Raw genomic sequence first — 12,724 nt, 5'->3', positions numbered from 1 at the left:
CCTTAAAAGAATGGCAGTATTTTAACAAAATTTTTCTTTTTTACTTGTGAGATACTGCCTTAATTATGATACATAAGACTTATGCTTCGCAAAATAAGAGATTTCAGGTTATATGGGTTCATGTGGGGTATAAATTTTGAAATATTGCGCAATATCTTTGAGAAGTTCTCTTGCAAAGCTGCTCTTTTTCTCTCCAAGTGCGATGGGACGACACGCGTCCATGATACCATAACCCAAACGTGAGAGCAGCACGCCATTGGCAATACCCTGCCCTATAGATTCTGAAAATTTTGTGAGCATGGATGCTCCTGTTACTTGATTGGCAAGGTCTGCGGCCAATTCTGCAACACCGGCAAAAGCAATATGAACGACTGCTTTTTTGAGCAAGATAAGACGCGTGAGCCCTCCTGGGCAAAACCCATAAACTAAGGCAATCTCTTTGGTCAGCAACAAACTCCGCCAAAAAATCAACAGCATATCAAAAAGGGGTATCGGAGAAATCGCCGTGGAGAGTGCCGCTTGCAAGGAAGCTTTGTGGATTCTTTTTTTGGCATGTTCATCTAATATTGAAAGCAACCCGCCATCGATATCATGATAGAGTTCATGATACACAACAGCCGAATCGAGTGCGGTCCGTATTTGGGTAATGTGCTGTTGCAATTTGGGGTCAGGGTTGTGTTCATATCGCCTCAAAAGATGGTGTACCAAACCGACAATCTCTTGTGTTGGTTGCTTTTTTTGACGCTCAAATTGAGCTTGGATATCGGTGACACGCTGCAATGTTTTTAACTGTTTGACCGTGCTAAAAAGATTCAAGATTAAGGCTAGTAACAACACCAACAACCCCACAAGGTAGAGATATTGTGCAACACTTCCTTCTATCATGATGTCCTGAATGCTTTGGATTGTATCTGAAACAATCATCACAACAATAAAAAACAAAAGTGCTATGCCAATTCCCCAAATAGTACGAAAAGAAGCAAAAAACTTCTCAAAAGAGGAGCGATTTTTAGCATCATATGCACCCGTTGCATCTTCTACATTCTCCATATGTGTATCTAGCGCTCCGGTTGGTTCCATCTTAAATGGCTTGATGGGTGGTTCTTTAAAATCATCGGGTTGTTGGGGTTGTATGATTTTTTTAAACGGTTTAATACTCATAACAAATCTCCAATAAGGGATTCAATCACGCGATCCATATGGATGTGATCAAAGGGTTCGTTCTCTTTGTACGATTTTTGTGGTGGCAAAAATGCTTCATACGCATAATGGTCCGCACGCCATTGTGTTGGGGGAGGATAAGAAGATGGCATTTCTCCGGGATAGATTTCGACCAGTTTTTTATCTTTGGCACTCACACCTCGCACAAATGAGAGTGTTTTGCCTTGATATTGCTGGGTGATGCTTTGTGTACATTTCACCGAAGCTATCACTTGAGTGTTGGTCTTGATGTGGCTAATATCAAGTTCTGCTCGAATATTCTCTGTCATTTCATCAAGTAGTGCGAGATAATTATTACTTTGTGAGGCGGCCACCAGATCTGCCTTGGTTGCGACAAAAGTGACATTACGAATGGAGGGAAAAAATTTGAAAAAGAATTTTCTATTTTTATAGCTATAAAGCGACAGCATTCGGTCGAGTCCTGTTTTCATATCATGATAACATTTGGGACCATGTTGCAAGGCCTCTACCATATCAACCAGGACAATTTGTCGATCAAATCCATGGAAGTGTTTCAATTGAATATCTCGAACAATATCGTGCAAATAAGCATCATAGCGTTTTTTATAGACCGCATGCAAGGCACACTTTGTATTGGCAATCGGTGCAAAAACCAACAATGGATCTCCCGCAAGATCAGCGGGCATCAAGAAGCGTCCCGGTGTGAGAAGCGAGTAGTGACGCTCTTTGAGATGATGCAACAGTGTGCAGTAACTATCATGAAGCTTGTGCTCAAGTACAGGACCACCACTTTGGTCGCAGAGTGTTTTAAGCTCATCCAAATAACGCAATGCCTCGGGTTCTTCGCTCTCTTGAAGCCATGTTAGTACTCGAGTAGACCACGCTTCATAACTGAGATTTAAGAGGCCAATATCTAAAATCCACTCCCCTGGATAATCGATAATCTCCAATTTAAATCTTGAATTTTTCAAAAATGAGAACTTGCTCTTTTTTTCAAATTCTAACACCGTCGACGTGATGGTATCAGTACCGTTGGGCCATGCTGATTTTTGCTTAATCTCTCGGGCAAAAGTATAGTAATCAAAACGCTTCATAGTGGCTTTTGGAGGCGCAAGTCTCACTTTGAATGGACGGTGTTTTGAAGTCAGCCATGAGACTTTTTTTTGATTCAATAATTGATCAATCAAAGAGGTGATAAAAACCGTCTTTCCCGAATGACTCAAGCCAGTAATGGCGATTTTTGTCGTCGCCTCCAAAGAGGGCAATTCTGGTATCGCATTTTGCGCCGTTTTTGCTAGGTCTGCAAGTGTTTTTTTCATCCGCACCACAGGGCTCCTTTTTCTTTTCTCTTATCATTTTATATCATATAAAATTAATTTCCCCTATCACCGCAAATTGACGCGGGTAGAAGTATTAGAAAAATGTATCTTATTGACATATCTTAGCCCTTATATCTGCCTTATCATGTCAATGTAAAATTAACGTAACAAACAGGATAAAAATTGTTATTTTTTATCATGATAGAAGGGACATTTCCCCTATCTTGTTCCCTAATCTTGGGCTTCTAGGCTTTTTTGCAAATTTTTTAAAATTTTTTCGTCAAAATTTCTCATTTTTTTGATGCCATTTTTATTAGAAAAAACTATATCTTTTTCAACAAAAATTCGCTAAGATGGCGCCAATAGGAAGGTTGATATGAAAATTTTACTGTTAGAGGATGATTTTAGTTACCGAGTGAGCATTAAAGAGTATCTTGAATCTTTAGATTATGACGTGGATGATTTTGAGAGGGGTCAAGACGCGCTAGATGCAGTATTTGAAACTGATTATGATTTGTTATTGATGGATGTGAGAGTCCCGACGATTTCAGGTTATGAAGTGGTGAAGGCTGTGCGAGAAAATGACATAGAAGTGCCTATCATCCTCGTGACCTCGCTCACCGATATTGATGATTTAAGCACCGGTTATGAAGTCGGTTGCAATGATTATATCCGGAAACCTTTTGCCTTAAAAGAGCTCAAATACCGCATCACACAAACGGTCAATAATTTTCAATACAAAACCAGTAAAAGTATCATAAAACTAAAATATAACTTTATATTTGATCTACTCAAACACGAACTTTCCCGAGATGGGGAGATGATTAAACTGACACCAATTGAGCAAAAAATCCTCAATTATCTCATCATGAGACAAGGCTCTTTTTTCACCACCAATGATATCATTAGCACCCTTTGGGATGATGAATTTATCACTGAAGCGGATTTGAGAATGCACATCAAACGCATTCGCGACAAAACAGACAAAAATCTCATCATCAATTCCCGAGGGCTTGGATACCAAATTGAAAAAACTTAACATCTCTATAGCCCTTTACTCATTTGCTTCTGCCATCATCATTACCTCAGCATTTGCTCTCATTTCATATTTTTATATCCAAGAATCCACAGCCATGCTCAAAATACAAGAGCAGTACAAAATCGAGCATTATGCCAATAAAATCACCAAATATAATCGCACACTAAAAGAGTTCAAAGAGTCTATCTTTGGGACATTAGAATCCTTCTTATATCGCGTTGCCCTCATCGATACCAATGGCTCCATACTCTATACAACCTTTACCAACACTCCCACATATAATCCCCATAAGCTGATTTATATGCGGGGCAATCATCTTTTTTATAACCATACCAAAACATTTCTTCCCTCAGGGCCGGTACGCATTATCTTGGAAAAAGATTTGAATTATTCAGATATCAATAATAGGATTTTTATTTTAGTCATTAGTATTATCACATTTTTGATTTTGTGCAGTATCTTTTTGTATTTACACACCACTAAAGTACACAATATCATCAATCAAAATCTAGACCTTTTCCTCAAAGATGCCATGCATGAGATACGTACCCCTTTGGGAGTGATTCAAATCAATTTGGAGTTTTTAGAAAATACAATTAAATCCTCTATGGCACTAAAAAGAGCACAGGGAGGATTGCGTAATCTCACGTCTGTTTATGAAAGTATCGAATACTTCATAAAAAATTCAAAAACCTCGTATCCAAAAGATTGGGTTCATGTCGCTCCTTTGCTAAAAAACAGAATAGAATTTTTTCGTATTTTGGCAGAGATTAAAGATCTAAAAATCATGAGTGACATCACAGACAATCTGTTTTTACACATCAATGTGGTCGAGTTGCAACGGTTAATTGATAACAATCTCTCCAACGCTATCAAATATTCCAACAAAGGAACGACAATTAAAATCACACTCTTTAAAGACGCATCGATGGGTAGGTTGTGTTTTAGTAATTGGGGAGAACAGATTCAAGACACCAAAAAGATTTTTCGAAGGTATTATCGAGGGGATAATATTTTAGGCGGGTTTGGCTTAGGGTTGAGTATGGTGGAGCATATCTGTCATATCTATAAAATTAACATTGAGGTTACATCAACACAAGAGGGGCATACGCGCTTTTGCTATTACCTCCCATCAAAAATATTAAAAGAAGGAAATTCACAGTGATTAAATTACTCTGTATCGGTCTGTTTCTACAAATAAACGTATGGGCTGCAGTCGATATTGGATTAACGCAAAAAGAGAAAGATTGGCTAGCACAGCACCCTAGCATCACCGTAGGCATCGATAGAAATTATGCGCCATTTGAATTTCAAGATAGTCATGGGGAATTTAAAGGTATTGCCATTGATTATCTCGCTGAAATCAAAAAGATGCTCAACATCAAAATCAACATTGTCACCGCCAAAACATGGAAGGAAGTCACAGAATTAGCAAGAGATAAATCGGTTGATGTACTCTCTTGTATCGCACCCACTCATAAAAGGGGAGAATACCTCCTCTTTACACATTCCTACCTCTCTTTTCCTATGGCTATTGTGACCAATAAGATTGTGGGGTATGTTGATGGATTAAGAGAGTTAAACGGCAAAACCGTAGCAGTTATTGATGATTATATGAGCCATCACATCCTAGAAGAGTTTCATAAAGATATCTTTTTAGTCAAAACCGAAAATTTGACGCAGGGGCTTAATTTAGTGCTTGCGGGCAAGACGTATGCTTATGTTGGAAATTTATCTCAAATCGCCTACTCTATCCAAAATGATGGTTTTCAAAATCTGGCGATATCGGGCATCGCCAAGTATCGATTTGATTATGCTATGGGAGTGCGAGATGATGCGCCTATTTTGAGGGATATATTGCAAAAATGTATTCATGCAATCCCCCAAGAAGTCAAAGACAATATCTATTGTCAGTGGTTCCCACCATTGTTTCAAAAAGCGGTTGATTATACTCTCGTCTGGCAAATATCGGCCTTTGGTGCTATTTTGATTGGGATTTTTCTCTATTGGACGTATCGTTTAAAAAAAGAAATAAAAAAAAGAAAAGCGACAGAAAATTCTCTCAAACGCAACCGAGAGTGGCTCAATTGTAGTTTGCAATCTGCAAAAATAGGCGCTTGGGATTGGGATATTCCGCAAAAAACAATCACGGGAAATTCAGTATTTGCCGCATTGATTGAGTGCTCAAACAATGAAATCTCAATGCCCATAGATCAATTTCAAAAGGAATTTATCCATCAAAAAGATTTGCCCGCTGTGATTCAGCATATTGAAGAGTGTTTTAACAGTACCGATGAATTTTGTCGTATCCAATTTCGAATCATCTCACAATCAGGGGCATTAAAATATGTCGAATCGCGTAGTAGAATCTTCAAATATGACAGATACAACAACCCCATCAGGATGATTGGCTTCATCAAAGAGTTGACACCGCCCTTATCATAATCCTTGACATTGTAGAACTATAATTCTATAATGTGGCAAGGGAGATAGGTATGGCAAGACCAGCAGAATATGATTTAAACACAGTATTAGAGAACGCCATGGAACTCTTTTGGCAAAAAGGATACGATAAAGTATCGATGGCCGATTTGGTTTCTTTTACAGGATTAAACCGTCGTACGATGTATGCGCTATTTGGCGATAAAGAAGGTCTTTTTAAAGAAGCCCTTGAGCACTATTATGCAAAAAGAGCCCTCTGTAATATCCAACTACTCCAGAGTCATCCGGGCAAAAAGGGAATCGTTAAATTTCTGGAAAAATTTGCTTTTGATAGAGGATTTAAAGGATGTCTATTTACCAATTGTATGAACAAAGGTGACTTTATGAGAGCGGAAGCTTTTCATATCCCAAAAGATTTTTTTACAAAGCTACAACAACAAATCGAGGAAAATCTAAAAGAGGCGAAGGCACATAAAGAGTTCAGTGGCGATCCTAAATCAATGGCACTCACCATTATCACGCTCGTGCACGGATTAAATATTCACGGCAAATACAACCACTCTAAAGAAGATGGCGATAGTATCATAAAAAATATCGCGGCAATGATAACATAGTCGGTGCCAACCTTGAATATATCAAGATTCACACCGCTATGTCAGTTATAAATTATTAGGAGATAACTTTAAATCTCTCATTAGGGCGCTTATCATCATAAGTGTGCAACATAATCTTTCGAGGGAAATATTTGCCAGCACAACCGATACACGGATGCCCTGCTTTGATACAAATATTGGTGTTGCCATTGTGTCCATTGATCGGACAATCATTTTTGGTGACAATTCCTTGGCAGCCAAGATAAAATAGACAGCCCTCATCACCGATTTTCTTAGCAAATTTCTTTCTGGTGAAATCATCATGACGCGTACATCTCTCATGCACGGTATTGCCGAAAAATCTAAGCGGACGTTTCTCATCATCAAGTTCTGGTGTATTGTGAGTCTTAAGATAATAGAACAACACATACAATAATTGCTCTGGTTTCATAGGACAGTTTGGTAGGTTCACAACCGGTTTTTTAATCCCTTGATAACTGATAAAATCTGCCAATGGTTTTGGACCGGTTACCATGCCTTCCATATTGGTGATACCACCAAAACTCGCACACGTACCAGCCGCAATACAAACACTTGATTTGCGAACCAATTTATCCACCCAATAGGTCATCGGTTTGTCACCTAGCATACAAGCATGGGGCATCGCCATCGGGATGGAACCTTCAAATACAAAAATAAAATCTTTGTATTCATCCGCACGTTCCAACATATCAGTCACTTGATGTCCTGTGGCCAATGAGATATCTGGATGAAAAACGACATTAGTGTATTCTGTTAGAATATCGACAAGTGGCACGCCCTCGACATTGAGAAAGGATGTAGAACATCCAGAACAGGAGGTACCATGCAACCATACGAGGTTGGGTTTAGCTATCTCACCTTTATCCATTGCAAGTAGATCGTCAAAGCTTAGAAAACTTGATGCTCCGACAGCAACTACGACTGCATACATTTGTTTGAGTACTTCTCTTCTTGTCATCATTTTATCCTTAATGTACTGAACAAGCTATACAAGGATCAGCAGATCTGACGATTCTTGCTAGCTCAATTGGGTTGTTGGCATCTGCTACTTTTGTTCCAATTAGCATTTGCTCTACTGCACCGGCTCTGTCCTTACTGTCTTTAGGAGAGATATTCCAAGTCGTTGGTACTATCATTTCATAATTTTTAATAAGTCCCTCGTCGTCTGTCTCAATCCAATGCGCCAAAGCACCACGACTGGCTTCTGTAAAACCAAATCCTGAAGCATTTTTAGGCACTTCTTTTTCGATAAATCCAAGCTCTCCTGGGACTACTTTGTTCAAATCTTTTTCCAATCTATCCACCACAATCAAGGAAACAATAGCACGGCAAAGATGGCGACCCATCACAGAGTTATAATCGCTTAGTTTGATTCCAAGTTCGGTATTGATACTATCGACCAATCGATTAAGCTCTGGATTATGGCCACTCTTGTAGGTATTTACTACCTGAGCGACAGCCCCAACTTCGACTACTTTATCACGATATCTTGGTGCTTTACTCCAGCTGTATTTACCATTTGATTTCTTTTGTTCTCGCTCATATTCATACCAGCTAAGAGGGTGTTCTGAGTCTTGTTCCATTGGAGCATAATCTTTTTTGCCATCTTTATAATAAGAATATTTTTGAGATTCTAAAATTTTTGTATCTTTTAATGCTTCAAACTTACCATTGATAGTAGACCCCCCGATGAAGAGGAAATTTTCTCCATTTTCATCTGGCATAAAGTCGAAGTTCAACAAATCCCCCGTTCCTTTTCCTATCTTAAAGTACTCTTTATACGCTTTGGCTACCGCTTTGACATCGGGGACATAAGCATCTTTGATGAATGCTTTCGTACGCTTCAAGAGTGTTTCATATTTCATCAAGGCATCGACAGTTGGTCGTGTCGTCACACCCCCTGCTTCAATCGCAACAGGATGGGGAGATTTGCCACCAAAAATTGCTACCATTTTATGAATCTCAGCCATCGCTTGAATCGATTCTAAATAGTGTTTTACCGCTGAGATATTTAGATTTTGGTTGGTGGTATATGCAGCTTCATATCGTGGTAAAAAAGGTGCTGCTGGGAAAATCTTTCCACTTTTGAGCTCTTTGTTTACCCAATCTTTCAACGCCAACAATCCACTATCCTTGCCTTGATATTTTGTGATTGCGGTAATGTCGATAAAATCCAACGCACTTAAGGTATAAAAGTGCAACAAATAATCTTGTAAACGATACGCACCGACAATCAAATTTCTCAATAGATAGCCGTTTTTATTTAACTTCAATCCCATGGCATTTTCTAAAGCCAATGCAGAAGCTTCCGCATGAGCATAAGGACAAACACCACATACTCTTTGTGTCACTTGTTGTGCTACTTTTGCATCATAGCCAATCAGTGCTTTTTCAATACCTCTGTACATATCTGCAGTACATTTTGCATCCGTAACCACTCCGCTGTTATTCAGAGTTGTTTCAAACTTTAAATGCCCTTCTATCCTTGTTAATGGGTCAATTGTCACTTTTTTTGACATCATTTTTCCTTATTTTTTATTGAGAAAAGTTCAAAAAACGTTTCCTCTTGTTTCGAAATATTTAGAATAAATTCAGCAAGATCTTTCCATATTTTTTCTTTGCTGTGGTTTGAAATATCATCGCAAAATGCAGGAAACCACTGATTTGGATGTTGCGCTAAAAAATCTTTTCGCTCATGTATGAGTGCGATGGCTTCGTCTTCTTTTTTGTGCTCAATCAACGCGACGGTTAATTGGGATACATAAAAAAGATACTGAAATTCAAAGCCGATGAAATCATCAGGAAAATGGTCTTTTCTCTCGACTTCCAATCCCACATTGGCATAAAATTCTCTTACCTCAAAGGTACTCTCTCGCATCATGAGTTTCTTCTTTGATCTATAAACCGATTCAAAAGGAGTCGCCAATGGTTTTTGAGGGCCTATGAATAATCGATTATATTCCCACCTTGCCGTATCAAGAGCATCGCCTTTTATAAGTTCAATATCTTGGACAAATGCTAATTTTTTAGATTCATCCTTCAATGCATCTGCTTTTTGTTTAAGATCAAGTACGGTCTCTTCTCTCCACTGATTGAAAAATACAACGCGCAACAAATCATATGCATTTGCTATATTTTGATGATATTCTAATTCTAAATTTTCCATTTTGATTCCCTATTTCTCTATGCTAATTAATTTTTATGTAATCGCCACTTCTAAATTTTGGATAAAATCTGATAGATGGTTTCATCTTAGATGGAACAAATCCTACGGCTGTTTTTGACATTCCCGCCGCATCTGAAACTCTCGTATCTACCAATTTTAAACAATCAACAGGACACGCTGCAACACAAGCAGGAAGCTCGCCAACATCTTGTTTTTCTGCACACATATTACATTTTTGTGCTTTGTGATCTTGGCCTTTTAGTGTGATGGCACCATAAGAACAGGCCTCTTCACAATAACCACAGCTAATACACTTATCACGATCAAGCACGACAATTCCATCATCTCTTTTCGTATAAGCAGAAGTAGGACAAACCTCTACACAAGCGGGCTCTTCACAGTGATGGCACGCATTGGAGATATATACTTCTTTTTCCATATTTCCATCGTTATAGAAGAAAGTATCAACATGTCTCCAATTGATAAGTTCTTCTTGTCTATGATATACTTGACAAGCAATTTCACAGGCTTTACAACCGATACAAAAATTCTGATCAAATAGAAATCCTTTTTGACTTTTTGACATCATCCACTCCTTTCTATACTTTTTTTACTTCAATAAATGTGGCTGTAAATACAGCACCTTGACCTAAATCACCAATCCCATCACAGCACAAATAGTTCGCACCCGTTTTTGTTTTTGTGGTTTTATGCCAAATGTTGTTCCAAGCATACGTAATCCCTGGTTTGATTTGTGTGGTAATTCGTACCCTAAAGAAGGCTTCGCCCAGTTCGTTTTTAGCACTCACCACACTGCCCTCTTTGATTCCTCGAGGTGCGGCATCTTCTTTGGTCATGAAAAGTTCAGGATAACCATCATAATCCACACGACTGGCAATATATTTGGTGCTACCCCAGTTTGAGTTGTTTTGGAGTTGTGTTCCTGGAGTCATAAAACAGAGTGGATGTTTTTTCAAATACGCAGCACCGTATCTTTTTTGTGATCGGTAATAATCTTCATCGGTTCCGATGTCGATGACCGGATGAAAACCTTCATCTTTAAAATGTTGAGAATAGAGTTCACATTTACCTGATTTGGTTTTAAACACAAGATTATTTTCTTCATGATAAGGATAATAAGGAAAATGATCTTTCATAGTTTTGGCATTTCTGATTGGTTTAACCCAACCGATGGTTTTTAATTTTTCATACGTAATATTTTGAGATTTATTGAAATCCGTATCGAGCATCATTCGTAAAATTTGTTCGGCATTCCAATTAAAACACTCATCATTATAACCCATGGCTTTTGCAAGACCGTTGAAAATCTCTAGGTTTGTTTTACTCTCACCAACCAGTTTGGCGGCGGCGGCGTTATAGTGTACATAACCAGAAACTTGGTCATTTTGAATATCTTCTGATTCCAAAAAGGTACCCGCTGGTAAAACGATATCTGCATAATCGACCGTGTCGGTATTAAATGGATCCATAACAATCAAGAACAAATCATCTTTTACCAAACGATCTTTGATGAGTTGTGTATTTGGTGCGGTCACCATCAAGTTGGTGTTATAATTAATAACCGCGCGAATTGGAGTTTTGAGTTTGACCTCTTTGTAAGAATCAGACTCAGTATCCAAACTGGTTGGATTATCTAATCTCAAGGCACGACCAAATTGGACATAATTGGCAGTTTGTCTTTTGATTTTTTTACCATGTTTGTCTTTTGGTGAGAGATCTGGAGATACTTTATCAAACGTATAACATGGTTTTAGATTGGTATACGCCCAGAAGATACCGCCACCGAGTTTTGTTACAGCACCCACAAGTACTGGCAAGAAAGTCGCAGCACGAATCATCCTCGCACCACAGAAGTGTCGTTGTCCGCCATCACCACTACAAATGAACGGTGCTTTTGCTTTTGCATATTCTCGCGCAAACACTTCGATTTCTTTCACGGTAATCCCACACATATCAGCCAATTGTATGAGGGTGTATTCTTTGGTCTCTTTGACTAACTCACCAAAACCCATCGTATAGTTTTCTACAAACTTTTTGTCATATAAATTTTCTTCAATCAGAACTTTACATACACCTAAGCTAAAAGCAGCGTCACTACAAGGTTTGAGTTGGATAAACATATCAGATTGATTTGCCATAGGCGTTCTCACGGTATTAATCGTGATTAATTTACCGCCTCTTTTTCTCACATCTTGACCAAATTTTGCCCAGTGTACCGCAGTATACGCTTCATTTGAACCCCATGTGATGTACATATCAGAGTATTGCGCCTCTAGAGCATCTTTGGAAAATGGTGTTCCAATTGTACTTGGTTCACCCACATATCGTGGCCAGTCACAAGGGTTTCTCACCAGCCTTGTGGCACCGATTTTTTCAAAAAAGTTTCCCGGAGCGATTGATTTACTGATGAAACCTTCGTTTCCTGAATATACAAACTCAGCAATCGCCTCTCCACCGTATCTTTTCTTAATACTTTTTAATCTTTTTGCGGTATATTTGAATGCCTCATCCCAACTGATGCGCTCCCATTTTCCTTCGCCTTTTTTTCCGGCTCTTTTCATCGGATACATGATTCTATCGGTTGCATATAAATACTCTCGATAAGCTTGACCTTTAACACAAGCGGTTCCTCGTGTCACAGGATGGGCTGGGTCTCCTTTGATATCAATCATGACACCATCTTGTACTTCAGCGATAAGCGCACACGCATCACGGCAGTTCCTTGGACAGGTTACATGATGTAGCTGGGTATTGCCTTTGGGTTGCGTTGGGCTAAAAAGTGGTGTTTCTCCGGCGATGGTACGTTTCATACCAAAAAGTGGAACACTCATCAAACCTAAGCTTGCGCCTTTAAGAAAGCTTCTACGACTTACTTTAGTCTCTTCTTTTAAAACTTGCAAAAAATCCTCCTTGCGAAATT

General features: G+C 38.8%; 11 protein-coding genes. 4 read left to right on the top strand and 7 right to left on the bottom strand.

Annotated features, from left to right (window positions below):
- Window positions 1–108: 108 nt before the first annotated feature.
- Both SFB89_RS00815 and SFB89_RS00810 read right to left on the bottom strand, forming a co-directional pair.
- A complete protein-coding gene (locus SFB89_RS00815) occupies window positions 109–1,161 on the bottom strand; it encodes a TIGR01620 family protein (RefSeq protein ID WP_331775056.1) in 1,053 nt (350 codons plus the stop codon).
- On the bottom strand, window positions 1,158–2,501 hold the full coding sequence (locus tag SFB89_RS00810; protein WP_331775055.1) for a YcjX family protein: 1,344 nt from the start codon (window positions 2,499–2,501) through the stop codon (window positions 1,158–1,160). Before SFB89_RS00810 ends, SFB89_RS00815 begins: the two co-directional genes overlap by 4 nt.
- Before the next feature lie 376 nt (window positions 2,502–2,877).
- Between SFB89_RS00810 and SFB89_RS00805 the strand changes: the two genes are divergently transcribed.
- The 4 genes from SFB89_RS00805 to SFB89_RS00790 are packed head-to-tail and all read left to right on the top strand — an operon-like array spanning window position 2,878 to window position 6,596.
- Window positions 2,878–3,540, top strand: a complete 663-nt coding sequence (locus tag SFB89_RS00805; RefSeq protein ID WP_331775054.1) for a response regulator transcription factor — start codon at window positions 2,878–2,880, stop codon at window positions 3,538–3,540.
- Complete coding sequence (locus SFB89_RS00800; RefSeq protein WP_331775053.1) at window positions 3,527–4,705, top strand: sensor histidine kinase; 1,179 nt, start codon at window positions 3,527–3,529, stop codon at window positions 4,703–4,705. Before SFB89_RS00805 ends, SFB89_RS00800 begins: the two co-directional genes overlap by 14 nt.
- Window positions 4,702–5,985 carry a transporter substrate-binding domain-containing protein gene (locus SFB89_RS00795; protein ID WP_331775052.1) on the top strand — a complete coding sequence of 428 codons (1,284 nt, stop codon included), beginning with the start codon at window positions 4,702–4,704 and terminating at the stop codon, window positions 5,983–5,985. The genes SFB89_RS00800 and SFB89_RS00795 overlap by 4 nt, the downstream gene beginning before the upstream one ends.
- Window positions 5,986–6,035: 50 nt before the next feature.
- Window positions 6,036–6,596: a TetR/AcrR family transcriptional regulator gene (locus tag SFB89_RS00790; RefSeq protein ID WP_331775051.1), complete on the top strand. Its 561-nt coding sequence runs from the start codon at window positions 6,036–6,038 to the stop codon at window positions 6,594–6,596.
- 55 nt (window positions 6,597–6,651) lie between these two features.
- Here SFB89_RS00790 and SFB89_RS00785 read toward each other — a convergent pair whose 3' ends face one another.
- Genes SFB89_RS00785 through SFB89_RS00765 form a run of 5 tightly spaced genes read right to left on the bottom strand, consistent with a single transcriptional unit; the run spans window position 6,652 to window position 12,704 of the window.
- Window positions 6,652–7,575: a hypothetical protein gene (locus SFB89_RS00785; protein WP_331775050.1), complete on the bottom strand. Its 924-nt coding sequence runs from the start codon at window positions 7,573–7,575 to the stop codon at window positions 6,652–6,654.
- A gap of 10 nt (window positions 7,576–7,585) precedes the next feature.
- Window positions 7,586–9,136, bottom strand: a complete 1,551-nt coding sequence (locus tag SFB89_RS00780) for a nickel-dependent hydrogenase large subunit (RefSeq protein WP_331775049.1) — start codon at window positions 9,134–9,136, stop codon at window positions 7,586–7,588.
- Window positions 9,136–9,783, bottom strand: coding sequence for a TorD/DmsD family molecular chaperone (locus SFB89_RS00775; RefSeq protein ID WP_331775048.1), 648 nt, complete (start codon window positions 9,781–9,783; stop codon window positions 9,136–9,138). Before SFB89_RS00775 ends, SFB89_RS00780 begins: the two co-directional genes overlap by 1 nt.
- Window positions 9,784–9,805: 22 nt before the next feature.
- Window positions 9,806–10,369: a 4Fe-4S dicluster domain-containing protein gene (locus SFB89_RS00770; RefSeq protein WP_331775047.1), complete on the bottom strand. Its 564-nt coding sequence runs from the start codon at window positions 10,367–10,369 to the stop codon at window positions 9,806–9,808.
- Window positions 10,370–10,382: 13 nt separating this feature from the next.
- Complete coding sequence (locus tag SFB89_RS00765; protein ID WP_331775046.1) at window positions 10,383–12,704, bottom strand: molybdopterin-containing oxidoreductase family protein; 2,322 nt, start codon at window positions 12,702–12,704, stop codon at window positions 10,383–10,385.
- Between the last annotated feature and the right edge of the window lie 20 nt (window positions 12,705–12,724).

The organism is Sulfurospirillum sp. 1612 (assembly GCF_036556685.1).
In the GTDB taxonomy this organism is placed as follows: domain Bacteria; phylum Campylobacterota; class Campylobacteria; order Campylobacterales; family Sulfurospirillaceae; genus JAADIZ01.
The sequence above is the reverse complement of the archived record's forward strand: the minus strand, read 5'-3'. Positions and strand labels throughout refer to the sequence as shown.

What these genes read in the sequence shown, in the direction of transcription:
- SFB89_RS00815 (WP_331775056.1), bottom strand. Translation starts at nt 1,161, where the DNA reads ATGAGTATTAAACCGTTTAAAAAAATCATACAACCCCAACAACCCGAT.
- SFB89_RS00810 (WP_331775055.1), bottom strand. Translation starts at nt 2,501, where the DNA reads ATGAAAAAAACACTTGCAGACCTAGCAAAAACGGCGCAAAATGCGATA.
- SFB89_RS00805 (WP_331775054.1), top strand. Translation starts at nt 2,878, where the DNA reads ATGAAAATTTTACTGTTAGAGGATGATTTTAGTTACCGAGTGAGCATT.
- SFB89_RS00790 (WP_331775051.1), top strand. Translation starts at nt 6,036, where the DNA reads ATGGCAAGACCAGCAGAATATGATTTAAACACAGTATTAGAGAACGCC.
- SFB89_RS00785 (WP_331775050.1), bottom strand. Translation starts at nt 7,575, where the DNA reads ATGACAAGAAGAGAAGTACTCAAACAAATGTATGCAGTCGTAGTTGCT.
- SFB89_RS00780 (WP_331775049.1), bottom strand. Translation starts at nt 9,136, where the DNA reads ATGTCAAAAAAAGTGACAATTGACCCATTAACAAGGATAGAAGGGCAT.
- SFB89_RS00775 (WP_331775048.1), bottom strand. Translation starts at nt 9,783, where the DNA reads ATGGAAAATTTAGAATTAGAATATCATCAAAATATAGCAAATGCATAT.
- SFB89_RS00770 (WP_331775047.1), bottom strand. Translation starts at nt 10,369, where the DNA reads ATGTCAAAAAGTCAAAAAGGATTTCTATTTGATCAGAATTTTTGTATC.